The organism is Streptomyces sp. NPDC005423 (genome assembly GCF_040606415.1).
Taxonomy (GTDB): domain Bacteria; phylum Actinomycetota; class Actinomycetes; order Streptomycetales; family Streptomycetaceae; genus Streptomyces.
Genome location: NZ_JBEXET010000058.1, coordinates 16,756 through 41,301, shown reverse-complemented (window position 1 = coordinate 41,301; position 24,546 = coordinate 16,756). Strand labels below are relative to the sequence as shown.

Here is a 24,546-nt window from a genome sequence, read left to right as displayed (position 1 = left end):
CAACGGCTCCAGCCTCGGGCCCCGACGAGGAACTGACGCACCAGCAGCAGAAGTCATACCACTACTAACGATCAACTACTGGCGCAGGACACTAGTCTCTGCCCCACGGGCACCCTGGTGCCACGTGCCTTCCTTCAGGTGTCGTCTCCTGGGGGCGGTTACTCAGTTCCGAGCGGGAGGACCGCGATGGGGTCCCAGTCCATCTCCCACCGGACCCCGCCGGCCGCTCGTGGGTGGGCAGTCCAGCGCACGTCGAGCAGATGCAGGCGGGAGAGGGTCAGCGGGGCGTGGCTGGGGCTGATCCGGCGCAGGGCGCTCTGGAGCGGATCAGAGTCGGCACGGTCGTAGGCGTAGCCGAGAGAGGCGTGCCCGCGTCCTCCCTCGTGGGCGATGGCCGAGGTGTCGCGGGCCTTCCACAGCGCGGACCGGACCAGATTCTGCAGGGCTACGAGACCCTGGTCGGGATGGGTGTCGAGGATGGCCCCAGTACGGTTCGCGATGGGACTGCCGCACCACAGGGTGAACGGTTCGATACGTGTGAGTTCGCCCTTGAGGGCGGTGATCAGGCGGGTGCGCTCGGCGGCGTTGATATCGGCGCTGGGGGCGGAGGCGTCCATCTCGACGGTGATGTGCACGAGGTCGTCGGGCACGCACCAGATCGGATACTCGCTCATCGCCTCCCGGCAGGCCGCGGCCAGGTCGTAGAACTCCCGGTCCGCCGGTTCGGGCCGCACATAGAGATGGAGTGCTCCGGCCCCCGACTCCCAGTCCCGGCCACGGAAGGCCGGCACGAACTGCTTCATGATCCTTCTCCTGGTGCGGTGCGGCCGAGGTGAATCTCCTGGACACGGTCGAACGTGTAGCGGTTCGCGTCGGGATCCTGCCGTTCCAGGACCAGCCAGAGGGAGGAGACGGTGGCCGCGACGCGGGCGCCGGGGCGAAGGACGCGGCCGAGTTCGGAGGCGAGACGGTCCGAACGCGCCGCCAACGCGGGTGTGTCGGTGTCCTGGAGGCCGTAGCCGCCGGTCATGTGACCCCAGAACCAGTCGGCCGGCCCTGGCAGGGCCAGGCCGGCGGCGTCGAGCCCGGCCCGTACGGTGAGGTAGAGCTGGCGCAGCTCGTCCTCGGGCCACACGTCGGTGAGGGCGGCGGACCCGGACGCGCGGGGCGGGCCGATCTCGACCCTGACCGGCGCCACCGTGGCGAGCGCCTCCTGGACGGCCGGTGCGGCACTCAGCAGGCGCGCGGTGTCGATACGCCGACCGTCACGGTCGGCGGACTCCATCTTCTGGACCGTCATGTGGAGGTCGGGCTCGGCGACGGGAGTGATGATGTCCTGGTAGGGGGCCAGGACTTCACGGAGGCGCGCGAAGTAGGCCAGCACCTGCGGCTGGCCGTGCGGCAGCCACAGCACATGCGGCTTGACCCGGTCCTCGTCCGGCCCGTCCGTCGTCGTCCACAGCCGCTGCTGGCTCAGGAACCGTCTCACCGGCCACCCCCCTGAACCGCGATCAGCGCGGGATCTACGGTGGCCCAGATGATCCGGTGGTCCGAACCGGCCAGCGCAGTCTCGCTGTCCAGGACGCCGTACGCGGTCACGGCCGGAGCGACGGGACGGGTGGCAAGGATCAAGTCGATCCTCCGCGGGCCCCACGGGTCGGGGTCGCCCTCCCCGTCCTCCCAGTGCCCGGTCGTCGCCTGCCACGGAACGCCGAGATGGGCTGCCACGTCCACCATGTACCCGCGGCGCAGCAGGACGTCGCTCTGGCGCCGGTCGGCCAGCTGCGCCCCGCCGATGGTGCCGGCCTGCACCTGGTATTCGAGATCGTCGTGATCCTGCTCGGCGTACGCCTCGCCGTCGTAGAAGACCAGTGCCCCGTCCGGGCCTGGCACTTGGGCTTGGGCGGCGGACAGGGCGTTGAAATCGCCGACCACGATGGCGGGCTTGACCCCTCCGGTGCGGCGCAGAAGGCCCTTGATCCGTAGCGCTTCCTGGAAACGCCAGTCCGGTCGGAAGGGGTCACCGTGGTACACGACCAGGACGACGGGCTCGCCGGAGCCGACGTCGAAGGCGATGGTGGTCAGTCCGTGCCAGAAATCCGGAACCCCCAGCGGCCGGTAGCTGTCCGGGACATAGCCGACCGCACCTGGTTTCCACAATGCGGCCGTGTACCAGGCTCGGTGGGGGTGGCCGTCGGCGGCCATCGCCACGCCGTGCGGATACCCGTCGGTGGGAGTGATCTCGGCGGTCAGTCCGCAGTCGTCGGCGAACGCTGCCACCGTATCGGCGGCCACGGCATCCCACTGCTTGCGCGGGGTGTTAGGGGCATCGACCACGATCTCCTGGACACCGAGAATGTCCGGGTCGAGTTCGCGGACTGCGGCGACGCGGGCTTTCCAGGCGTCGGTGCCGCGGCCGTCGAAGCGGAGCTTGTAGGCGTTGTAGTTGCCTATCTTCAGCAACGCGAATGTCCTTTCACAGTCCGTGAGTTGACCTGGCAGGTTCAGCAGGAAGTAGGTGGCGGCGGTCCGATCGGGTAGCCGTCTTCCAGCACCACCGCGCCGTCGGTTTCGCGGGCGTGGAGAGCGGCCAGGGCGCGGCGGGCGTTCCCGGGCGCCATCAGAGCAGGGAGGTCTGCGGGGTCGACGAAGTCGACGCCTTCGATCTCGCCCTGGCGCGGGCGGATCGCGGCGATCTGGTCGCTGTCCCAGATACCGCCGTCGAAGACGTAGATGATCTCGCCGGGGAATGTGGCGGGGTCGAAGCCGGGGGTGGTGGACGGGACCCAGTCCACAGCCAGGGCCCGGCCGATCGGCAGGCGGACGCCGAGTTCCTCCAGGACCTCGCGAGCGGTGGCCCAGGTGGGGGCTTCCTTGGTGTCCACTGCGCCGCCGGGCAGAAGCCGCGTGGTGCGGTAGGTCACGCGCTCAAGCAGGACGCGGCCGGCTGTGTCGGTGATGAGCACGGACACACCGGTCCACAGGGTGGCCCGGGAGGCTCCGTACGCGGCGGCCGGCATCGCGGTGCCGTGCGGCGCGGGGTCGCTGGGCGGTGGAGAGGTCATACGGGCTCCGAATCATCGAGAGGCGTACCGGACTTGGCATGCAGGCGGCGACGCACAAGGACGTGCCACCTGCGGGGGTAGTCAGCTGAGGGAGAGCTGGGCGTTTGCAGGTTCCAGGTGAGGACGAGACGGGGATGGTGCTTGTCCAGGAGGCGGCCCGGACGTAGTTCGTCGGTGGCGCGGGCTGCTGGCCGGACCGTGAGGCGGGCTGCCGTCTGCCACGGTCATTCCGCGGCGGCGGTCGCCGGGTCGGCAAACGGGGTGAAGTGCGCGGGCGGGTGGTCGATGGTCAAGTCGGGCCGCCAAGCGGCCAGGACTTGGGCGCTGCACTCGAACAGACCGGACGGCAGGGCGTCCAGAGGCCACCAGCGCCAGCCGGTCACGCTCTCGTCGGGCTGGTCGGCGGGCGTTCCCTGCCAGCTGGTGACGAGGGCGGCCACGGTGACGCGGACGACATCGCCGACGTGGTCGACGAGCATGCCGAGCAGGCGTACGTCCTCCGGGAGGGCCGTAAGACCGGTCTCCTCGGCCAGTTCGCGCACGACAGCCCCGGACAGTGACTCTCCGGGCTCCACGGTGCCGCCCGGCAACTCGATCGTGCGCCGGCGGTGCCGGCCCAGCAGTACGCCGTCCGGCCCGGACAGGATGATGCCGACGCCGAGTGCCGCGTGGGCCACGGGTGGCCGCGTGGTGCGCGGGCGGGACGTGACGCGTACGGGGCGGCGGACCTGGAAGAGCCGGTAGGAGGCGTGGTTGTCCTCTTCCGGGGCGTCGAGGACCGTGATGCTCTCCACGCGCAGCCCGTACTGGACCAGCAGGTCCTCCCACAGTTCGGGCGTGAGCACCCACATCTGGACGGTCAGTTCCGGACCGTCGGCCAGCCGCAGAGTCTCCGGCCGCGCCACGAACGCGGTGGAGGGGCCATTGCCATGGGAGTTGGTGTGCAGAACGGTGAAGCACAGCCTGCCGCCGGGCTTGAGTGCCGTACTCAGGGCGGGCAGCAGCCGGTGCGGGTCGATGTACGGGACGGAGTGGACGGAGTAGATCACGTCGTACGGTGCGGCGGAGCGCAGGTGATCGACGGCGTCCGCGAGCAGCACGTTCAGACCGGGCAGCTGGTCGTAGCGAGTGCGGGCACGCTCGACCTGCGTGGGTGAGGAATCCACGGCGTCCACGAGCGCGCGGTGGACGCGGGCAAGGTGAGCGGCATGCCGGGCAGGCCCGCAGCCCAGGTCCAGCACCCGCCGGCCGCGGAGATCACCGAGGATCGCATCCCCCGGACCGGCGCCGCCGGGACCCCAGTCGATCCGCTCGACTTCGGGCAGGGGCGTGCCGCGCTGCATGTGGTGGTGGCCATAGGCGGTCCACGCCTCGGTGTTGGTCGTCTCCTCGGATGTCATCGCGTCGTCCTCCCGGCCGGTGTCGACATGGCGAAGCCCGGTTGGGGCTGCCCGGCCTCGGGCTCACGGCATTCAGTCGTCATCACAGTTCCTTCGGGAAAGGGGGAAATCCGAGATCGGAACGGAGGCGGGTGCCGCCCCGGGCATATACGGGGCGGCACCTGGCGGTCAGCGGTCTTGTGACAGGGCGAGGAGGCGGGCGAAGGTTCCGCCTCCGGCGGCGAGGTCCTCGTAGGTGCCGTGCTCGGTGACCCGGCCCTCCTCCATTACCACGATCGCGTCAGCGATCTTGGTATTTTCCAGCCGGTGTGTCACCACGATCGTGATGCGGTCCGCCGCCATGGCTTTGAGCGTTTCGAACGCCCGGTGCTCGCCTTCCGGATCGACCTGGGAGGTCGGCTCGTCCATGATCAGCAGCTCCGGGAGCCGGTGCAGGCCCCGGGCGCATGCCACCCGCTGCCACTGTCCTCCGGAGAGTTCCACGCCGCTGAAGATCTCCCGCGCCAGCAGGGTGTCGAGCTGGTCGGGCAGGTCCTCGACCGCCTCGCGCAGTCCGACGGCGTCGATCGCCTCCCACACCGGCCCGTCGCCGCCGGGACGGGGCTGGCCGAGGTTGATGTTCTCCCGCAGCCGAAGCGGCCACTGCGCGAAGACCTGCGGCACCAGACCGGTCAGCGCCCACACGCTGTCCGGATCCACCTCGGCAAGGTCCATCCCGTTCCAGGTCACCGTGCCCTTGTCGGCCAGGAGAATCCCGGCGAGCAGGCGGGTCAGGGTGGTCTTGCCGGAGCCGTTGACCCCGACCAGCGCCAGGATCTGCCCGCGCCGCAGGGTCAACGACACCCCGTCGACAGCCGGCTTCTCCTTGCCCGGGTAGCGGTACACCGCGCCCTGGACACGGACCTCCTCGATGGGCGCCTGCACCGTCAACTCGCCACGGTGCGGGGCACGTTCCTTCGCCTCGTCGAGGAAGGTGGTCATGTCGCCGAGGTAGAGACTGGTGTGGAAGACCGCGGCGGCGCTACGCACCAGCTGCGTCAGCGCGCCCAAGGTGGTTCGCACGGCGAAGACCGCGGTCGCGGCGATCGCCACCGCGATCTGGCCGGTGGCCGCCAGCCAGTACAGCGCTCCCCAGGTGGCCACCAGGAACAGCCCGCCGCACGCCGCCGACCCGAGGTTGATCCGCAGGATCCGGGGAGCCGCGGCCAGCGAGCGGTCGTCCGCCTGCTGCGACAGCGTCCGGTACCAGTACAGCAGGTAGCCGGACATCGAGTTGGCGCGGACCTCGTCCCCGTACTTCGGGCTCGTCGCCCACCAGCGCATCATCCCGCGGGCGTTGCGGTTGGCAATGTTCGCGTAGTGGATCTCATAGTCCACGCGCGCGGTCAGCACCGAGCCGACGCCGGCCGGGAGCACGGCCAGCAGCAGGAACGGCAGCAGCCGCCAGTCCAGCACCGCCAGAACCCCGCACGCCGTGACCAGCTGGATCAGCGAGGACATCAGCTGCTGGGCGTCGGCCACCATCACATGGGTGCGGATCACGCCCATCTCGGCTGCTTCCTGCCGGTCGTGGAACCCGTCCTCGCTGTAGGCGGCGGCCTCCACCCGGCACACCGAGGAGACCAGCGCCGTGTCGGCCTCCGTGGTCAGCTTCGGAGTGATCCGCCGGTCTCCGTAGGCCGAGACCGCGCTCGCGGCACGTGACAAGGCGGCCATCACCGCGACGAAGATCAGCGCCGGCAGCGCCTGGTGCAGCCGCTCCTCAACAGTGCCGTCCCCGAGGAGCGAGCGCATGACCTTCGACGTGGCGGTCAGCTGTCCGGCCGCTGTCAGGCCGACCGTCACCTGGCAGACCAGCAGCAGGACGACGGCCGCCCGGTCGACCGCCCACGACATGCCCGCGATCCTCTTCAGCACCGACGGGATCCGGGCGCACAGGGCGCGGAACGACACCCCGTCCATGGGGTTGACCGAGTACTGCCCGGTGTACTTGATTTCCGCGGGCGCAGGCGCCGCAACCGTCTTCCCCGTGGTGTCGGTCGCGGGTCGTGAGCCCTGCGTGGGCACGGTCGGCCGTGTCATGGTGTGCCCCCGACCGCCGGCACGGTGAGGGTGGTGTACAGCCGCCCGGCGGTGAAACTCTCCAGGACCTCCCGGGTATAGGGGTGGCAGTCTCGGGGAGGACTTCCGGGATCGATCCACAAGACCGCGGCGTGCTTGCCGGGCTCGGCGTTGTGAGCCTCGCCCTGCCAGCGCTGTCCCGTGAACACCGTCCCGATCACCCGCACCCCGTCCGGTCCCTCGTAGTGCACCAGCTGGCAGAACTCCAGGTCCTCGGGCGCGACGCGGACACCGGTTTCCTCGGCGAGCTCACGCAGCGCACCCTCGTGCACGAACTCACCGGCCTCCAACTTGCCGCCGCTGACCGTGACTTGATTCGGCGAAGTCTTGGACGTCGCCTTGTGCCGCACCGCCAGGAGGCGGCCGTCGTCGCGTACCAGTAGAACCATCACGTTCACCGGGCTCGTGTACGGATCGTTCACGCGCCCGGCACCTCCAGCCGGGCCAGCGTCGCGCGCCCGCGCTCGATGATGTTGTCGTCTCCGTTGGGCACGCTTCGGGAGATGGCGCTCGCCGCGTCCAGCGCCGACAGCCTGCGCGACGCCAGCTGCTTCTCCTTGGGGAGTCCGAGGATGGGCGGAATCGGTTGGACGACGCTCATGCCCGCCACCTCGGATCCAGGTCTGAGATATCCGCGGTGAACACGCGCACAGCGTCAACACCGTGCGCATCGAGGGCCTGGCCGGGCGAGGCGGCCTGGCCCCGCTGTTCGAGAGCAGGAGGAACGCAGAGGAGTGCAATGCCGGGATTCATGGATTCCTCCTGTGAAGGGCCGCGTGGGTGGAGCGACTTGACAACTGCCCTGCTGGACAAGCAGTTACGGCTGCCGGGGAGCGATGGGTCGGTCGAAAGTTCGACGAGGGCCGGACCGCCTTGGGGGAACTGGGTGGTGCGACCATGGCGCGATGTTCGATTCACTCGCACAGGGGATCGTCACCCCATCGAGGGATTGCTGTGCTCCGGCTGGCCCGCGTCTGGCCTTGTCACGCCCCGATACGGAACGGGGACCGGCGCAGTCTCAGGGGGCTACAGCCGCAGGACGGTGCCCTTGCGGGAAGTCGGCCCACCGGACTGCGCCCCTTGTGCCTGGCCGTCGCCGCCGTCAGCCGAGCTGGTCCCAGGAGGCGCGGCAAGCAACTGGGCGAGTGCGTGACGTAGCTTGCCCTGGATCTCTCTGGTGAGGTCCTTGCCGTCCGCGGTGACCACGCGGATCGGGTCGATGCCGGCGGGAACGGCGTACGGCCTGCCGTGGCGGCGTCGGCATTCGAAGACCATGTGCATCGTTACCTTCGGAGATGCGAGAGCGATCACGTGGTGGCCCTCGTCGTCCCGCCCGACGTGGACGGTGATGTCTGTCCGGCCACCCAAGCGGTGTTGCAGCACGGCGAGTTGCTGCCGGATCTCCGTTGGCAGTGTGTCGTGGTCGCCGTAGGGAGTCAGGACGGGCAGTGACGCGGTACCGGGAGTGGACTGCCCCTTGGCGAGCGCCCCGTACAGCTCCCAAGAAGGGGTCTCATCGACGGGAACGTTGTTGCAGAACAAGCGGCAGTCAGCTCTTGTCCATCCCCGGCTGCCGTACCGGAAGACCATCTCGATCCGCGCAGTGCCGCTGTCATGAGTGAGCCTGATGGTCGGGCCGTCATAGGTGATTTCCGGCTGAGCTCCCGTTTGCCGGGCCATCTCGTCGGCCTCGCGCTGCACGGGAATGGGAACGAACGACTGCGGTGCGGTCGGGAGTTCGGTGGGGGTGGACACCAGTCGGGTGCTCCTTGTTGTGTAGGCCGCTCGGGATGCGCCGAGCGGTTCGTAGACATACCGCGATCCGTGGGAGATGAGCCCGCCGTGCGGGTCAGGTGACCAGGTCCCAGGCGGCCAGCGGGGGGAAGGCCCGACGCAGAGCTTCGATGAGCTTGCGATGGGAGAGGTCGACGACCAGGACGTGGTGATCACTCAGTCCGGTCATGTCCAGCACGGTGACGCCCAGCACGGCCTGGACGCTCCACGGGTCCATGTAGCCCCGGTCGATCCGGGAGTCGCCGCCCTGGCCGACGGCGGCGAACCCCGCCGTCGGTGCCAGGGCGTCATGCTGAGCGAGTCGCCGCGCGGCGAACCGGGCCGGGTCGTGCATGTTGCAGTCCAGCATCAGGTCGTCCAGCATCGTGCAGCTCCGCCACGTTCCGTCCGCCTGTTTGAGGGCGCGGTGGCGACGGTGCACGAGGTCCGTGACCGTGGTCCAGTCGATCTCCGGTACCGACTCGCCGACGGGCAGCGGGTACTCGTTCGTGTCGCCGAACAGCCAGCAGGCCGCCCGCGAGCGCTCAGCGTCGGCGCCGTGCTGGGCTTTGACCTTGTCCGCCAGCGCCGACAGCTCGTACGCCTCGGCCGCCCGACCGACCGGCGAGCAGAACGAACTGTGGAAGGCGGCCGTCACGATGGGCACGTCAGGCACTTCCGGAAGCGTCAGCGGCACATTGGTGGGGGGTGTCCGGAACACCTTGGGGAGATGGTGTTGACGACCAACGGTGAACGTGGACTCCCTCACCAGGAGACCCGTCGGGTTGCGGCCCTGGCCCATACGGGCGCGGAAGCCGCGCATCCCGACGGTTTGCTGCAGAGCCCGCCATCGCCGTTCGGCGGCCTCCTTGACCTCGGCGCTCGCATCGGGCCTGGCCTGCGAGTACGTCAGCTCCGCCAGCCCCAGCCAGTCGGCCTCCAGCGGAGCCAGCCGCTCCCCGTAGTTCTGATGCCACAGGAGGGGAAGGGCTCCGGGTTCTTCGTCGGGGCCGGCGTCGTTCTTGACGTTCGACTGCACCAGTCGCACGACTCGCTCGCGGTAGGACGCTTTCGACGGGACGAGGGAGGACGGCCGGGCTATCGGCATGGGAATCCTTCGGGGCCAGGGACAAACGGGATTGGGCGCCGGTCGCGTACCTGATGGAAGACAGAACGGGCTGGTCGGCAGAGGCCGCGCGGAGCCGGTGGGCACTGTGCGCGGCCGGGAGACAACCGGTGGTGGTGGCCTCCTGCGGCACAGTCAGCAAGGCACGGTCTCAACCTGCGGTAGGCGATCGCTGGCCCGTGTGCCCCTGGGATTCACGGAGGGGATCAGGAAGCCTTCTTCGACCAGGGGTTGGACGGCGCGGCGGTAGGCGGCAGTGGATACACCGAACTCCTTGGCGAGCACCTTTTGGCGAGGGAGCATGCTCCCGGGCTGGTAGATCCTCGTCGCAAGACGCCGACGGATCGTGAGCTCGATGTGGCTGCGGGCCTGGCCGGGGCTCCGGTGCGGAATCGGAGCAGCAGCTGGGGCATCCGATACCGTTGCGCCTAGATGGTGCAGGTGAACCAAGCCGTTGTGGGCCAGACCGCGCAGGGCGACTGCCACAACGTGGGAGTCCACTTTGTAGCCGCTGGCCAGATCCGCGGACACCAGGAGGACGCCGGACGGGATGATTCCCTCGATGATCGCTTCCTGCAGGCCGCGGTGTACCCGGCCGGCCTGCCCGGCTCGCTTCGGATCGAGCAAGCGCGTCTCGTCATCGCTGAGGTGGGCCGACGCGTTCATAGGGCAATCACCGCATTCGGGGCTATTACGGATGGAGTTGGCCCCACGCCCGGACCAAGGCGGGACGCGGTGGCTAGGAACCACTCCGGCACCTGATGGGTCTGGCAGACGATGACGGCGGCACAGCGCGAGTCCCTCATCCGGTCGTCGCCTCTATGCTGCGAACGGCGGTGACGATCTCGGGGACCGGTAGCCGGCCCGCCGCCGTACGCAGAGCACCGGCAAGGCGTGCGTAGGTCTTGGCGTCGTCCTTCGGGTTCGTGTGCCACAGATCCTCGATGGCGGCAAGGACGGCGAAGTCGCCCAGCAGCCGTCGCTCCCCCTCATCCAGTGACCGGCCGTATCCGTGGGTGAAGGCGTCCTGCAGAGCGGGATACTCAGCCCACAGCAGTGACGGCCGGGCGAAGTCGACCACGGCGGCCATCACCTGCGAGCGCTCGAACCCGGTCAGGGCCAGGGACCGTGTCGCCCGCTGCCATCGCCAGGCGCCGAAACCGAACGAGCCGTGGCAGAAGGCAACCGGTAGCTGTGGCAGGGCCTCGCGCAGGACGATCAGGCGGTGCCCGATGACCGCACGGTGCCCGGCCAGCGCCGGGGAATCGATCCGTTCTAGTACGCGGTCGACGTAGTCGATGTACCGCCGAGTGTTCTCTGCCGCCTGAGCATGCCGATCGCCGGCCCCGAGTGTGCTCTCGTGAAGGATGCGCAGCAGCTGCCCAGCCTGCTCCTGCACGGATTCGCTCAGATGAAGGCCCCTGTCGGGCGCGTCATCCACGCGTTCGCCGCGTGGCTGCCTCGCCAGCAGCGCCCGCAGTCCGGGGTCGAACCCGAGCAGGCGCGGTGCCTGTCCGGCGCCCAGCCGGCCGATGGCGTGCCGGTGCGCGGACACCTCGCGCTGGAGGTCACCGTGGGTCCGGGGAACCCGCAGCTCGATGATCCCTTCCGGCGAGGACATCCGCCAACCGCGGGCACCGGAACTGTCGTTGGGCAGCGCCCACGTCGGATGGCGTCCCACGTAATTGTTGACCCAGGTGGCCAGCTCCGGCGGGAACGGCGCCGGGCCCCCTCGTGATCCCGTCACTGGTCCCTTGCCTCGGCCTGACTCGGTCGGGTCAGGTGTCCGGACATCCGGGGCGCTGCTGACCGGGCTCCTGCGGGCGGATTGCGCCGACGGCAGCGGCGGCGTGGCATGCAGGAGGACGCCGGTGCCCGTAGTCGTCACGTGGAACGGAGGCAGGCCGGAAAGCGCTGTGGCGGGGAAGCGCGGAGAGACGGCGCGGCAGGTCACCGCCTCCACCAGTACGGCGTGAGCAGCGAGTTGGCACCGATTGTCCGCGCCGAACTCGAAGGCGAGCCGCGCAATGGCGGTGTTCACGGGGTCGACGTCGCACTGGAACCGGGCCGCGATGCGCGATGCACTCAACCCGGCCACGATCAGATCGAGAACCTTCTGATCGTACTCGGACACGTGAGGCTGCATGCCGGGCATACCGGGCAGTCGCTCGCTGGCGACCAGGCCATACACGGCGCTGAGAGCTGCGAGATGCTGTCGGCTGTCTGCCGCGAGCACGTGGCGCAGTCGCCGCGTCCGTGCGTCGATCTTGGTGACGCTGTTGAAGGTGGCTCCGGCGATGTCGATACGGCGTCGCCCGGCCGCGATCAGACGAAGGATCGTCAGGTCCTCCTCCAGGAGAACCGGCGCACCGGCGGGCGGCGCCACGGTCGTGGCGCCGGCCGGATCACCAGGCAGGTCGTTGAGGTGTTCGCAGGCTAGGGTCATGAGTTTCGCTGTCGGGCGCTCTCGGTGCGGTCTGTCGGCATGTGTGGCGAAAGGGGGAGGCCAGCTCCGCCCGCGACGGGGGGCACGGACGGAACTGGCGGTCCTGGGGCCGGACGGCTCCGGCGGGGATAGATCAGTCGGTGAGAGCGAAACGGTCATGGTAGAGATCGATGACCGTGTCGAGGCTGTACGTCACGACCACCGTGTGGTGATCGCTCAAGCCCGACATGTCGACGACCTCGACGTCCACCACGGCGGGCAGCAGCCAGCTGGTGGTGTAGACGCGGTCCACACGGTGTGCCGGGCCATGCGTGTCGCATGCATCCACGGTCGGCGCGACGGCCGCCAGGCCGGTTCCGCCGGGCGAAAGGGCAGTGTGCCGGGCGACGTCCTCCAGACCCGCGGTCAGCAGAATGCGGTCCGGCTCGGAATCCATCACCCGCTGTCCGGGAGCGACCTCATAGCTGCGATGGGCCCGGTGCGGCAGGTCATTGATCTCGTCAAGCCGGGGAACCGGCAGCTCGCCGGGGACGAGCCGGTCGGGGGCGATGTAACTGTTGCAGTCCATCCCGATCGCGAGCACGGGGAGCTTCCTCTTCCCCACACCCCGCTCGTTCTCGTACGCCTCGACACGATCAGCGAGCCGCGTCAGGTCCTCGGCCTCGGCCTTGCGCTTGCTGGGTGAGTTGTAGGAGAGGTGGGCGCAGCCCGCCACCACGTCGACGTCCCGCGTACCGCGCAGGCGGAGGGTCATCGCGGTGGGGTGCAGCAGCCAGCCGGGCCACTCGGTGTCCCACAGGGTGATCTGCTCGAACACTGCGGGGTCGTAGTACAGGGCAGTGGCGTGCTTGCCCGGGCCGAGGTCGCCGGCGAGTTTCGTGGTGCGCTTGGACTCACCGAACAGGGTGGATCCGCGCCCGGTCGGGGCATAGCCGAAGGTCTCCTGACGGCACAGGATCGTCGGGCGAAGCCCTGCCAGCCGCTGCTGCATGGCCAGCCACTTCTCGTAGTCTCCGTTGCCGTTGAGTTCGAAGTTGCAGCTGACGACCTTGATTCGCCGAGCAGTTGACATGACCTTCCCTAAGCGTGTGGACCGTTGAACGAGCGTTTACGCTCTGTCGAGCGGGGAGACATCCAGGCTGTTTGGCGGCGGAGCAGTTACCGGGCAAGCCGAACCCTGCGCGGCACCGATGTCGGGGCGTGATTCCCGGCAGAATCCCGGGAACACCGGACGGCGGGCACCCGCCCCACCGGCGTACGGGAAGCGGGACTTCCCAAGTGCCCCAGGGCAACCGCGACGCCGAGCGCGTGCACCGAAGACCGGTGCGTCAGCACGGCTGCCCGGGGCGGTACAACTCTGGCCGAAGGTCCTTATCGCTGCTACGCGGCAGTGGGATCGTTCGGCGGTCGTTTGGGTGAAGCGCTGTTCAGAAGAGCCCGGCAAACTACTACTTTCCGCCTCGCCAGGGATGCTGCGAGATCGGCCCACCGGGCGAAACGACACTTGAACGATTCAACGATGGTGGTGCAACGAAGGCGATAAATCGTCACGGTGGTAGCGCGGTATCACCAACGAGGCCCGGATGAGCGGCGCCGACCTGCGTGGGCCGTGTCCGCCCGGGCCGGTCGCCGGGTCGGCGGGCATCGTGGGAACGGTAGTCGGCCCCCGAGGCCGTGGCCGACGTACGCCGTCGTACGTGCGGGCTGCGGCCGTCGGGGCCTGTCGAGGGAGGTCGTTGGTGTTCGGTCGCGTCACCACGGAGCGCCACGATGAGCTGCGGGCTGAGGTCCGGGCGTTCGCCGAGGCCGAAGTACTGCCGCGAATACCTGTGTGGGAGCAGACCCGGAGCGTCGATGACGAGCTGATCCGGGAGGCTGCCCGGCGAGGTTGGATCGGCGTGACCGTCGATCCGGCTTACCGCGGGATGGGCGCGGGCTATCTCGCGAAGACGATCGTCATCGAGGAACTCGCCCGTGCCTGTGGGGCGATGGGAGCCGCGGTCCAGGCGTCACTGATCCCGGTCGCCATGATCATCAACTACGGCAGTGCGGAGCAAAAGGCCCGCTGGCTCCCGGCCATCTGCCGAGGAGAGTGCCTTCCTACGATCGCGGTGACCGAGCGGGTCTCAGGAAGCCAGATCGCGGGAATCCAGGGGCGGGCCCGCCGGAGACGGGGCGGGTGGCTGCTGAACGCGGAGAAGGCGCACGTGGGCAACAGCCACGTCGGCGACCTGCACTGCGTGGTCGTACGAACTGGTTCGGGGCGAGGTGACCTGTCGGCATTCCTCGTGGAGAAGGAGTGCGACGGCGTCTCCCTACGCCCTCAGGTGCCGGCCCTCGGGCTGAACGGGTTCTCCTTCGGCACCGTGGTCATGGAGAACGTCTGGGTGCCGGAGGAGAACCTGCTGGGGAGGGTGGGCGAAGGCGAGGACGTGGCCGACTCCTCCAGCGTCCTGTACGGGCGGGCGAATCTGGCCGCGGTGTCACTCGGTGTGCACCGGGCGACCGTGGAGGAGACCCTGCGCTTCGCAGACGAGATCGAGCGCTACGGCCAGCCCCTGAGCCAGTTGAGTACCGTGGAGCAGCGGCTGGGTCAGATGGTCGCCAACCTGGAGACGGCGGGGACCCTCGCCTATGCAGCGGCCGACATGCAGGATCGCGGCCTGGCCTGCGACGGTGCGCTGATGACGGCGAAGCTGATGAACTACGAACTCGGCGTGAAGTCGGCGCGGTTGGCCTTGGAGGTGCACGCTGCGTGCGGGCTGTTCACCGACCGGCCGCTGGAGCGGTTCTTCCGCGATGCCCAGCCGATTTTCGCGCCGGCCGGGACTTCTGATGTGCAGCGGTTGCGGCTGGCCCGCCTGGCGCGGGGTGCGACGGCGGGAGCGCAGTGGTCCCAGCGGTTCGCTGCCCCCGCGCCGTCGTGAATCAGGAGAGTGCGTCGATGCGCCGGTCGAGGAGGTACTGGCCCTGCGCCCCGCGCTCCTTCATGTAGGCGAGCATCCGTCGGCCGTCTTCCATCGGGCGGATATCACGGCCGACGACGCAGATCGTCATGAGGGGGATCCCCATCTCCTTGTCCATTAGCCGGATACCCATGTACGTGCGGATGCCGACCAGGTCGACGACATCGTTGCCCGCGAAGTCGGGCTTCATGCAGACGTCGGGAAGGATCAGGGCTTTCGTCCGGTCCAGCGTCTCGGGGCAGTAGCCGTGTTCCAGCGGCATGACCCGTCCCACGGCGGCGGCCAGGGCCTCGGCCTCGGCGACGGAGCCGAGTTCGTCTGCCGAGGGCAGGTGTATGCCGGTGAAGAACTGCCGGTCCGAAATCGCGTTGGACATCGCCAGTGCCCCGGGGATCCCTGAATCACGGGCCAGGCTCTTGGTGAAGCGGTCGAACTCCTCGTCGGGACGGTCGGCGAGGGCGAGCTGGTACAGCCGTGCCATCCGATGCGGAGTCTGGGCGTGCAGGGTGCGCTGGGTACGTGTGAGGTCAGACATGCTGTCTCCGGGCGGGGGAAGGAGGTGAGTGGCGTGCGCGGACGGCGATAGCGTGCGCGTGCTTGACCAGGGTGATCAGCACATGTCGGGCCGAACGGGAGTCACGGGCGTCGCACCCGACGACGGGTGTGCCTGCCTCAAGGCGCAGTGCCGTGTGAACCCAATCGAGCGGGTAGCGATCAGCACCCTCGAACAGGTTGACGGCGACGATGAAGGGCAGGCCCAGCCTCAGGAAGTAGTTGATGGAGTCGAAGCAGTCCTCCAGACGACGGGTGTCGGCCAGGACCACAGCGCCTATGGCGCCTTCGACGATGTCGTTCCACATGAACTGGTAGCGCTCCTGCCCCGGGGTACCGAAGAGGTAGAGGGCCAGGTTCTGGCTGTCGAGGCTGATGCGGCCGAAATCGAAGGCCACCGTGGTGGTGGTCTTGCCCTCCACACCGTCGATCTTGTCCGTGCCGATCGCGGCCTCGGTCAGCTGTTCATCGGTCGAGATCGGCTCGATCTCGCTCGTCGTGCCGATGAGGGTGGTCTTGCCCGCGCCGAAACCGCCGGCGATGACGACCTTCAACTGGCTTAGCGGCTGGTCAGAGGGCTTCGAGACCTGCAAGGACTCTCCTCAAGGTGTCCGGGTCTTTGGCGTCGGCTTGTTGGGCCGGGATTTCCATCAGGAATTTCTCGGTGATCAGGTCGGCGACGAGGACCTTGACGGCCTGCACCGGCAGTCGCATCCGTCCGGCGATCTCGGTGATCGTGAGTTTGGTCCGGCACAGCGCGAAGGCGTCCGAACGTTCTGGCGCCCCCTGGGGCGGATGCGGGGCGGTGCGGCACGCCTTGACCAGCGTGGTGCGCTCCAGGTCCAGACGTGGGCGGGTGCGGCCTTCATTGACGGCGTACGGACGCAGCCTGGTCGGACCGCTGCCGGAGAGCTGTGGAGCGTGCTCGGCGGCCGGCATCAGCCGGCCACTGCGGTCCGCACCGCGGTAGCCAGGATCGGCGCGGCCCGAGTGGCCAGCATCCGCATCTCGTAGCCGATCACGCTCACGTCGATGCCCTTCGTACCGAGTACCGCCAGCACGCTGTTGGCGCCTACTCGCGCGGCGAACATCATTCCGGCCTCGGTCTCCATGATCACCTGGATTCCCAAGCCGCCCTTGGCATCCGGCAGGAGCGAACTCACCTGGCCGCAGAGTGAGAAGGCTCCGGTTGCGAGCGCACCCAGCCGGTCCGCGTCGTCCTTGCTGATGCCGTAGTAGTGCTTGAGCATGCCGTCCGAGGACGACACCGTGGCGGCGGTCGCCGAGGGCACGCGGTCGACGAGGTCGGAGAGCAGCCAGTCCAGGCCGCCGTTGCCGTCGGTCGAGGTGTCCGAGGTCACTGTGATCTTCTCCTTGGATCAAAGGGTGGGGGGTCAGCTGGCGGGGGCAGGGTGCTCGGGTTCCCCGCCTTCATCCGGCGCCGAGTGCCATCCGCTCGTGAATTGCGCGGCCAGCTGCCAGTTGTGTTCGGTCGGAGGCGCGTCGCGCCGCACAGCGCCGGCTGGGGAGGGTTCCAGCGGTTCGGTCGTCTCGGGGGCCGATAGATCGTCGGGGCGTACGGGAAGTGGGCGCAACGCCCTGGCTCCGCTGTGCGTACCGCTGTCGACGAGGTACAGGGTGGCCGTCTCCGGAGGACCCGATACCACATCTCCAGGTGCGTGGCGGGCGGGCCGATCCGCCGACGTGGGCGGGTGGGCGGCAGAGTCCTGACCGGCTGAGGCCGCGGAGTTCTGACCGGCAGGCGCTGTCGCTTGCGGTCGGAATGCGGGGCTACGGGGCACCGGCGTGCGAGAGGCTTGCCGCTGTAGCTCGGAGACCTCCAGGTGGCCGTCCTCCAAGAGCGTGCGTGGCACGATTACCGCTGCCTGTATGCCGCCGTACATGTTCTTCCGCAGTTGGACGGTGACGCCGTAGCGGCGGGCGAGGGATGCGACGACGAACAGTCCGTTCTGGCCCGCCGTGATCAACTGCGCGCCGACGTCCGAGTGTTCGTGGTCGGCGAGCAAGGCGTTCATCTCGGTGAGCCTCTCGGGCTCCATGCTCACGCCCTTGTCGTCGATCTCGACCAGCAGTCCGGAAGGAACGAGCGAGGCGTTCACGTCTACCCGGGTGGACGGATTGGAGAAGGCGGTCGCGTTCTCCAACAGCTCGGCCAGCAGGTGGGTCACCGAGGCCACGGCATATCCGGGAAGGTAGGCGACCGGAGCCGTGACCACCTTGGCCCGCGTGTAGGTGTGGATCTCCTGGATGCTCAGCCGGAGCACGGCCTTGATGGACTGAGGGCCCTCGGCGCGTGAAGACGGGACACCGCCCATCACCGCCATGCTCTCTGCCGCCCGTTTGATGCGGGTGATGTCGTGATCCACGCTGTACAGGGCTGCGAGATGGTCGGGCTCCTCGACGTCCCGCTCCACATCGTCCAGTTTCGCCAGTGCCGCGTTGCCCAGGCTCTTGAGCCGATCGGAGAAGTTGACGAAGACCTGCACACGCTGGCCTGCGGCCTGCGTCATGGCGTTTCCCACCACTGTCCGGTAGGCATGCAGGTCACGCGCCAGCTGGGCGAACGGGTGGTCGCCCTCAATGGCAGACACGGCAGCGGTCACGACGGGGCGCTGCCCCCTCTGCAACCGGACCGCCCCGAGACGGGCCTCCTCGCCACCTGCGGCTACTTGTTTGTCCAGGTACTCCAGCCACTCCGCGACGAGTTGGGTCTCTCCGTCGACTTCCCTGGCAACGGTGGACGCGCGGTAGCAAGCCGCCACGAGTGCGATGGTGCCAGCCGCTGCGAGTCCCGCGATTACCAAGGTGCCTGCCTTCGGGGAGGAGGGCTCCCCACTGATGTACAGGCCGGCGACCACCGTCAGCAGGAGCACGGAGCCCGTAGGAGCGACCGCCAGCCAGATCAACCGGCGGCGCAGCTCCCGGGCTCCCGGGGCTGGATCCTTGCGAATCCGGCGGTGCCGGACTCCCTTGCGTACCGGGCCCGGCGAGTCGGCAGCGGGCGAGGTGAATGCAGACATCGATGTCCTCGAAACGACAGGATGGATTGAGCTCCGGCGCGGTGCCGACGCATTGCTGACCAGCCTGATGCCGAGGAAGCTCTCTGCCGTGCACCGGACTTGCTGACGGCATCAAAGTGCCGACCGGGCAGGGTCCGGCGGACGACACTTGGACGCCGCCACGCCGCCGAGGTCCGAACGACATGTCTCCTCGGCAACAGCCAAATGGCCCCGCAGGAAAGCCTGTTCCCAACGGCATCAGGAGTAACGAAGAGCCTGCTCGATTCAACCGGTCGTCGCTACACCTGGAGCAGTCGTTCGTGAGTCGTTTCAAGGTGCACGTGGACGCCCGGCCGGGCCGCATTCGGGCTTTCCGAATAAATCGGCGTGTCGGATCAGAGTGAGATGGCCGGGACGACACGGCAACGATGCGGATGTGGTGCCGGAGTTACTTCCCCGGCTGGGCGGAAGTGTCCTTCGGCTGGATGACTCCCGTGAGGACGGGAGCAGGGCGTGTGTCGGCGGTGGCGCTTGATTACCGGGCCTGCTCGGAGTGTTCTGCAGCTTCGCTGCCTTCGTCGAGGCGCCCGATGTCCGTACGTCCCTGTTCCGGGGCACAGATTCAACCGAAGGCTGTGCGGGAGAGGGGCGGCCAGCAAGCTGCTGCGTACGACGGCGATGAGAGTGCACGATCAACCGCTGCGGAGTACGCCGCGCTGCACCGCACCTATTCCGGGTGCAGGGGGCGCCGTACACATCGTTGGCTCTGTTGGTGCCAAGTGGTGCCGCGGGTCATGGTGGGGCTTGCGCTTCAGGAGGTGAGGTCGAACTCTCCGACAAAGCGCAGTACCCGGTCGATTTCCGCTGTGTGGATCAGGCGGCTTCGTGCCCGCAGCAGGCCGGCGGTGCCGCATGAACCGAGTTCGCGGCAGCGCTCGATCAGTCGGTTCCAGTCCTGGCCGAGGCCGAGGTAGTCGGCGAACGCGTGTATCCGCTCGGCGGGCGTGGCCCCGTCGGCGATAGTGCCTGTCTGCGCATGCTTGATCGCCTGGGTGAAGGCGTCGGTCGCACCCGTGCCCTCGATGCTCTCCACGTTCCATACGGCGTCGGCGCCGAGCCAGTCGGCCACAATGACCCGCCGGTCCGAGGTCAGGTGGAATTCCGGGAGCCGAGCGTAGTCCTCTTGTGTGCAGACCCAGACGGTCAGGCCGTACGACTCCATCAACGCGACCATGAGAAGCAGCAACAGCCGTTCATACGGCTCGCTGCCGTGCACGGCGGATTCAGGCACGCACAGCGCGCATCCGGGTGTGCCTTCGAGGCCCGCGGAGCGGTCACGCATGGACTGAAGAACACGGTGGCGCTCGCGGAACAGGAGCCATCCTGCGGCTTGTTCCCCGAATTGGGCCCGCGACCACATAACAGGACTTACATCGCCGATATTCAGATGCCGCTCGACGAACGCAGCGCAGGCATGCGACCCAAGCCACAGGGATCCAACCTGAGAAAGATCCGAATAGGCAGTTCGGGCCGCAGCTGAGCGGCCCTGCTCAAGATGGAAGTCGAGCCGTTGCTGCTCGCTGTAGAGAGCAGCGTCATCCGCGAGGAGACTGTCGTCCAGGTTCAAGCAGGCCCACAGCAGAGCGTAGGTCAACTCATCGAGCCGGTACGGCATGGGAATCGGTAGCCGCTGCACAGGCATCGCAAGCTGACGGCGTGCGTGCGCCGCATCCAACGCATAGAGATCGTCGGCTCCTTGGGCACCGAGGGATCCAAGGAGCAAGGCCCGGCGCGTGGACCGAGTAAAGTACCTCAGGTGCTCAAGGTCCTCTGCACCAATCACTACCGAGCCGGGCTGGAGGGCTGCCTCGTACATTTGGACCGCGACAGACGTCCCATCCAGGATCCGCAGGCCGTCCATGTGCCACACCCCGCCGGCTCCTGGCGCAGGTGCCGCGACGGACAGGAACGAGGTGTCGAACCTGATGTCCAGCCGGTGCGCGGCAGCGAGGGAGGCGTCATGGGGGCTCCTGGCGAGCACCAACTCCCGCTCCGGTGCCGGGCCGAGAAGCTCCTTCACGCTGTGCCCGAACCAGAACTCCATGACAGTGGCCGTGTCACCACGCGGTTCCTGCGTACCGGCGCACCACCGCCCGTACGTGGTCTTGGTGACACTCTTCACCCTGGCCAGACGCGGATTCTCATAATGCTTGGCCGCCCTGGCTCCAGCACTGGCAAGCTGCGTCACGAATACCTCGTAGCGCCGCCACCCTCGCTTATCGAGGATCGCATCGAGGAGCGTCGGGTGACGCATGAATTTCCTTTCACTGCGCGAGGGTGAAACCATCGCCTTGGTCGAAGTCCTGAGTTGGCCATCGCGGAGAGCGGGGCATCCGGTGACCGGACGGTTCTCGCTCTCCTCCGGGTGGAGTCAACCCGGCAGGGCTGGCGGTCCCGTGGTCGCTCGACAATTCAGGCTGTGATCAATACCGGGATGCGCCTACTGCTGCACGGTGACCTGGTGGGAGGCGAGCTTGGGGACCGGAGCAGGGTCGTGCGCACGGCTGCGCAGGATGGTGAGAGCCCGTACGAGATCCTCCGGCGTGTCAACGGCTATGCCCGCGTCTGCGACCCGAAGCATCCGAACGCCGAGCCCGTGCTCGATGAAGCGGAGCATCTCCACGCCCTCGGTTTGCTCCAGCGGCCCCTGTGAGAGCTGCCGGAACTGCCGGAGAGCCTCACCGGTGAAACCGTACAGCCCCAGCTGCCGCAGATACGTCGGGCGGGCCGCTCGCGGATAGGGGATCGGTTGGCGCGAGAACATCAGGGCATCTCCCCCTGTTGTCAGCACGACCTTCACGACGTTGTGGTCCAGGACGGCGCCGGCATCGCCCAGTTCCGTGTAGGCGTTCACCGCGAGGGTGCCGGCCGCCAGACGGTGCAGAGCGTCGGAGACAGCGTCGATCGCGGCCGGCGCGATGAACGGCTCATCGCCCTGGACGTTGATATAGCCGTCAGCAGGCACGCGCTGGGCGCACTCAGCGACACGGTCGGTGCCGGTGAGGTGCTCTCGGGTGCGCATGCACTCGATCCCCAGACGGTGGCAGGCAGCCTCAATGCGTTCGTCGTCCGTCGCGACCAGCACACCGTCGAGACGCGTGGCCTCCAGGCATCGCTGATACACATGCCACAGCAGAGGCTTGTCTCCGAGCAGGGCCAGCGGCTTGCCAGGGAAGCGCGAGGCCCCCCACCGGCAGGGGATGACCGCTACGTGGCGGCGTACGGTGCGCGATTGTGCTGGTGAAGCGTCAGACATGGCAAACCCCCGGATGGTCGGCGTGTCAGGAACGCGCAGGGCGCGCAAGGAGCGCCAACTTGGCGCGTACGGTCGGGGCGGCGGTCTCCTGGAACGACCGCCAGTCGTAGCCGCTGACTTCCTCGGTCTGGAGCGTCACCGCGTGTGGCGCGGTGAGCCGGAAGACGAAGCGGAAGTCGACGTGCTGGTGTGCCGGTTCGCCTTTGGCGGGGTTGGCGTCGATGCCGTGCACGTCGATGTCCAGCGGAACCGCCTCGAACCCGGGGAGCGGGGTGACCGCGTCATGGGGGATCCCGGCCTCCTCGCGGAGTTCGCGGAGGGCGGCGTGGACGAGGTCCTGGTCGTCTTTCTCGACGTGTCCGCCGGGTGCGAGGTACTTGCCGGTCGCGTTGTGATGAATGTGGAGCACGCGGTCGGTGGCGTCGAGGACGATGGCACTACAGGTGACGTGAGCAGGGAAGTTCCTGCGGTGCGTGGGATCCTGCATGTCGTCCAGAGCGGTGAACAGCGAGTCGAGAAGCGACTGTTCACCGGGGTGGCGGCTGAGGTACGCCTGGGCGGTGGCCCGGATGTGGTCGGGGGACGGCGGCATGGAGTTCACCTGTCGAAGTGGTCGAGCCAGATGCCGGCGATGGCCTGGCGGTCGGTGGTGGGCATCGTGTGCAGGCCGGGCTGGAAGCGGCCGTGGCTGAGAGCGGCGGTGGCGGCAAGGATCTCCGCCTGGACAAGGTGGATGTAGCTGCCGACAGCCGCTCCGTGGACAAAGTTGACGGCGCCGCCGTCGGCGAGCACGTAGAAGTAGTGACCGGTGACCTCGTAGCGCGTCAGCTGCTCTCCCGCCGGGACGCGCTGGTAAAGCTCGTGGAGGGACGCGAGTTCCAGCTCGTCCTCCGACGAGGTCACCGACGCGAGGTAGGCGCCGTTGCGCAGCGCCTCGAAGTCGCGCTGGCGCAGGGCGAGGTTCCCGGTGGCGCACAGGACGAGTTCGGCGTCCCGGACCGCCTCGGCGGTGGTCGCGGTCGTCCGGAAACCGTGCGAATGCGCCTGCACGCGCCGTATGGGGTCCTTGTCGTAGACGGTGACCCGCAGGTCGTGCCCGCGCAGGGTCTGCGCGATGGAGCGGCCGACCTTGCCGAAGCCCAGGACGCAGGCGTTGCGGCTGGTCAGGATGTCGCCGCGGGCACGGACCAGAGCGTCGGTGGAGAAGACGATGGACCTGCCCACGAGGTGGTCCTCGCAGTCCTTGAGCGGTGAGCGGGCCACCGAGATGACGGGGCACTCCAGTTGGTCGAGCGCCGCGTACCGCTGGTGCCCGTTCTCCGTGTCCTCCACCACGCCCAGGATGCGGCCGGAGAACTTCTCGACGAGCGTGCTGAGAGCGGGGGCGAAGTAGCCGCCGATGTCCGCCAGGACGAGGTCCTGCCCGGCTGCGGCCTCCTCGATGTAGTCCAGTGCACGCGTCGAGTCGGCGAACAGCTCCCGGCTGAGGTCGTGGACGGGGTAGAGGCCCTGGACCGCTTCGAGCGTGGGCTGGTCGATGGACTTGGGCTTGGGCAGCACGGCGGCGATCGTCGAGGCGGCGGCCATCGCGCGCAGGAACGCCGGCCGCTCGGAGAGCAGGTGCGTGACGATGAGCGAGGTGACCGGACCGGCGGCGGGGAACTGCTCGGTGACGTGCCGGAAGAAGGCGTCGAGCCGCGCTCGCTCAGGACTCTCCACAGCAACTCCCTTCAGACTTCCGCCGGTTAGGCGGCTCGGCCGTACACGGCGGGTTCGGAGGCGAGGAACTCCATGTGGGCGCGCATGCCGGTGGGAAGGTCGACCTGGGGCTTCCAGCCCAGGACCTCGTGGGCGCGGCCGGGGTGGGCGCGGGTGATGAGGACGTCGCCGTGGCGTGGGCTTTCGTGGCGCAGGTCGATGTCGCGGCCGGTCAGGCTGTTCGCGATGCCGACGACTTCGAGGAGGGAGGCGTTGGAGCCGCCTCCCACGTTGATCACTCCGTGGACGTCGGGTGTGGTGGCCGCAGCGATGGTCGCGGCGACTGCGTCGTTGATGTAGGTGAAGTCCCGGCGCTGGTGGCCGTCCCCGTACAGGCGCAGCGGCTGTCCGGTCAGCGCGGTCAGCAGGGCGCGGTGGGTGAACATGTCGGTGCGCTGGCGGGGGCCGTAGACGGTGAAGTAGCGCAGGGCGACGACGCTGATGGTGCTGTGGGGCTGCGCGGCGTGGGCGAGGCAGAGCTGTTCCTCGGCGAGCTTGGTGACGGCGTACGGCGATGCGGGGTGCGGGTGGTCGGTCTCGATGCTGTGGCCGCCGTCCGTGGTGCCGTAGACGCTGGAGGAGGAGGCGACGACCAGGCGGGGGACGCGGAGGCGGGCGGCGGCGTCCAACAGCCGTTTGGTGGCAAGGATGTTGGAGGCGACGTAGTCGGTGAACTTCGGTCCCCAGGAGGGGCGCACTCCGGGGATGCCGGCGAGGTGGAAGACGGCGTCCGCGTCGATCAGGAGGGGGTCGATGGCGCAGCCGACCAGGTCGGCGGTGATGTGCACATAGCCCGGGAGCGACAGCAGAGGGCCGAGGTTGGCCGCGGCAATGGGGTCCATAACAGGGTCGCGGCGGTCGACCCCGATGACGGTGGTCCCGGCCTGGACGAGGGCGTGCGCGAGGTGGGAGCCGATGAAGCCGGCCGAGCCGGTCACGACGGCGCGGCGGGGCACGGGGGTGTGCTGCGAGCTCAGCTGCTGTGTCACGGGGTGTCTCCAGA

The 24,546-nt window shown here is 68.4% G+C and carries 24 protein-coding genes; 1 reads left to right on the top strand and 23 read right to left on the bottom strand.

Annotated features, from left to right (window positions below; translation table 11 throughout):
- Positions 1-158: 158 nt before the first annotated feature.
- The 13 genes from ABZT12_RS35500 to ABZT12_RS35440 all read right to left on the bottom strand — a co-directional run bounded on the left by ABZT12_RS35500 (position 159) and on the right by ABZT12_RS35440 (position 13,003).
- Positions 159-803, bottom strand: a complete 645-nt coding sequence (locus tag ABZT12_RS35500; protein WP_356392732.1) for a 2'-5' RNA ligase family protein — start codon at positions 801-803, stop codon at positions 159-161.
- The gene (locus ABZT12_RS35495) at positions 800-1,489 is read right to left on the bottom strand and encodes a 2'-5' RNA ligase family protein (RefSeq protein ID WP_356392729.1); all 690 of its coding nucleotides are present in this window, start codon (positions 1,487-1,489) and stop codon (positions 800-802) included. The genes ABZT12_RS35500 and ABZT12_RS35495 overlap by 4 nt, the downstream gene beginning before the upstream one ends.
- Positions 1,486-2,463, bottom strand: a complete 978-nt coding sequence (locus ABZT12_RS35490; protein ID WP_356392726.1) for an endonuclease/exonuclease/phosphatase family protein — start codon at positions 2,461-2,463, stop codon at positions 1,486-1,488. Before ABZT12_RS35490 ends, ABZT12_RS35495 begins: the two co-directional genes overlap by 4 nt.
- Before the next feature lie 41 nt (positions 2,464-2,504).
- The gene (locus ABZT12_RS35485) at positions 2,505-3,065 is read right to left on the bottom strand and encodes an NUDIX domain-containing protein (RefSeq protein WP_356392723.1); all 561 of its coding nucleotides are present in this window, start codon (positions 3,063-3,065) and stop codon (positions 2,505-2,507) included.
- A gap of 224 nt (positions 3,066-3,289) precedes the next feature.
- Entirely contained in the window at positions 3,290-4,465 is a 1,176-nt protein-coding gene (locus ABZT12_RS35480; RefSeq protein ID WP_356392721.1) for an NUDIX domain-containing protein, read from the bottom strand.
- A 168-nt stretch (positions 4,466-4,633) separates the two neighbouring features.
- A complete protein-coding gene (locus ABZT12_RS35475) occupies positions 4,634-6,427 on the bottom strand; it encodes an ABC transporter ATP-binding protein (RefSeq protein WP_356392737.1) in 1,794 nt (597 codons plus the stop codon).
- 116 nt (positions 6,428-6,543) lie between these two features.
- Positions 6,544-7,008, bottom strand: a complete 465-nt coding sequence (locus tag ABZT12_RS35470; protein ID WP_356392719.1) for an NUDIX domain-containing protein — start codon at positions 7,006-7,008, stop codon at positions 6,544-6,546.
- Positions 7,005-7,187, bottom strand: coding sequence for a hypothetical protein (locus ABZT12_RS35465; RefSeq protein WP_356392716.1), 183 nt, complete (start codon positions 7,185-7,187; stop codon positions 7,005-7,007). The genes ABZT12_RS35470 and ABZT12_RS35465 overlap by 4 nt, the downstream gene beginning before the upstream one ends.
- A gap of 425 nt (positions 7,188-7,612) precedes the next feature.
- Positions 7,613-8,341, bottom strand: a complete 729-nt coding sequence (locus ABZT12_RS35460; RefSeq protein ID WP_356392713.1) for a hypothetical protein — start codon at positions 8,339-8,341, stop codon at positions 7,613-7,615.
- 94 nt (positions 8,342-8,435) lie between these two features.
- Positions 8,436-9,467, bottom strand: a complete 1,032-nt coding sequence (locus tag ABZT12_RS35455) for an endonuclease/exonuclease/phosphatase family protein (protein WP_356392710.1) — start codon at positions 9,465-9,467, stop codon at positions 8,436-8,438.
- 153 nt (positions 9,468-9,620) lie between these two features.
- Positions 9,621-10,151, bottom strand: a complete 531-nt coding sequence (locus tag ABZT12_RS35450; RefSeq protein WP_356392708.1) for a GntR family transcriptional regulator — start codon at positions 10,149-10,151, stop codon at positions 9,621-9,623.
- 136 nt (positions 10,152-10,287) lie between these two features.
- Complete coding sequence (locus ABZT12_RS35445; RefSeq protein ID WP_356392705.1) at positions 10,288-11,931, bottom strand: hypothetical protein; 1,644 nt, start codon at positions 11,929-11,931, stop codon at positions 10,288-10,290.
- 133 nt (positions 11,932-12,064) lie between these two features.
- Positions 12,065-13,003 carry a hypothetical protein gene (locus ABZT12_RS35440; protein WP_356392702.1) on the bottom strand — a complete coding sequence of 313 codons (939 nt, stop codon included), beginning with the start codon at positions 13,001-13,003 and terminating at the stop codon, positions 12,065-12,067.
- Positions 13,004-13,670: 667 nt separating this feature from the next.
- On the opposite strand from ABZT12_RS35440, the gene ABZT12_RS35435 reads away from it, so the two are divergent.
- Positions 13,671-14,858: an acyl-CoA dehydrogenase family protein gene (locus ABZT12_RS35435; protein WP_356392699.1), complete on the top strand. Its 1,188-nt coding sequence runs from the start codon at positions 13,671-13,673 to the stop codon at positions 14,856-14,858.
- Between the two features lies 1 nt (position 14,859).
- On the opposite strand, the gene ABZT12_RS35430 is transcribed toward ABZT12_RS35435, so the two are convergent.
- From ABZT12_RS35430 to ABZT12_RS35385, 10 genes are all read right to left on the bottom strand, one after another.
- Positions 14,860-15,432 (bottom strand): GAF domain-containing protein, encoded by a 573-nt coding sequence (locus tag ABZT12_RS35430; protein WP_356392696.1) that lies wholly within the window; start codon positions 15,430-15,432, stop codon positions 14,860-14,862.
- Positions 15,425-16,042, bottom strand: coding sequence for an ATP/GTP-binding protein (locus ABZT12_RS35425; RefSeq protein WP_356392693.1), 618 nt, complete (start codon positions 16,040-16,042; stop codon positions 15,425-15,427). Before ABZT12_RS35425 ends, ABZT12_RS35430 begins: the two co-directional genes overlap by 8 nt.
- Complete coding sequence (locus tag ABZT12_RS35420; RefSeq protein ID WP_356392690.1) at positions 16,020-16,388, bottom strand: DUF742 domain-containing protein; 369 nt, start codon at positions 16,386-16,388, stop codon at positions 16,020-16,022. The genes ABZT12_RS35425 and ABZT12_RS35420 overlap by 23 nt, the downstream gene beginning before the upstream one ends.
- On the bottom strand, positions 16,388-16,810 hold the full coding sequence (locus ABZT12_RS35415) for a roadblock/LC7 domain-containing protein (RefSeq protein WP_356392687.1): 423 nt from the start codon (positions 16,808-16,810) through the stop codon (positions 16,388-16,390). Before ABZT12_RS35415 ends, ABZT12_RS35420 begins: the two co-directional genes overlap by 1 nt.
- A 33-nt stretch (positions 16,811-16,843) precedes the next feature.
- Positions 16,844-18,490 (bottom strand): ATP-binding protein, encoded by a 1,647-nt coding sequence (locus ABZT12_RS35410; RefSeq protein ID WP_356392684.1) that lies wholly within the window; start codon positions 18,488-18,490, stop codon positions 16,844-16,846.
- Positions 18,491-19,280: 790 nt separating this feature from the next.
- Entirely contained in the window at positions 19,281-20,783 is a 1,503-nt protein-coding gene (locus ABZT12_RS35405) for a hypothetical protein (RefSeq protein WP_356392681.1), read from the bottom strand.
- A gap of 186 nt (positions 20,784-20,969) precedes the next feature.
- Complete coding sequence (locus ABZT12_RS35400) at positions 20,970-21,833, bottom strand: 3-deoxy-manno-octulosonate cytidylyltransferase (RefSeq protein ID WP_356392678.1); 864 nt, start codon at positions 21,831-21,833, stop codon at positions 20,970-20,972.
- On the bottom strand, positions 21,811-22,377 hold the full coding sequence (locus tag ABZT12_RS35395; protein WP_356392675.1) for an NUDIX domain-containing protein: 567 nt from the start codon (positions 22,375-22,377) through the stop codon (positions 21,811-21,813). The genes ABZT12_RS35400 and ABZT12_RS35395 overlap by 23 nt, the downstream gene beginning before the upstream one ends.
- A 5-nt stretch (positions 22,378-22,382) precedes the next feature.
- Complete coding sequence (locus tag ABZT12_RS35390; protein ID WP_356392672.1) at positions 22,383-23,504, bottom strand: adenosylhomocysteinase; 1,122 nt, start codon at positions 23,502-23,504, stop codon at positions 22,383-22,385.
- Between the two features lie 26 nt (positions 23,505-23,530).
- Positions 23,531-24,532 (bottom strand): NAD-dependent epimerase/dehydratase family protein, encoded by a 1,002-nt coding sequence (locus ABZT12_RS35385; RefSeq protein WP_356392669.1) that lies wholly within the window; start codon positions 24,530-24,532, stop codon positions 23,531-23,533.
- Between the last annotated feature and the right edge of the window lie 14 nt (positions 24,533-24,546).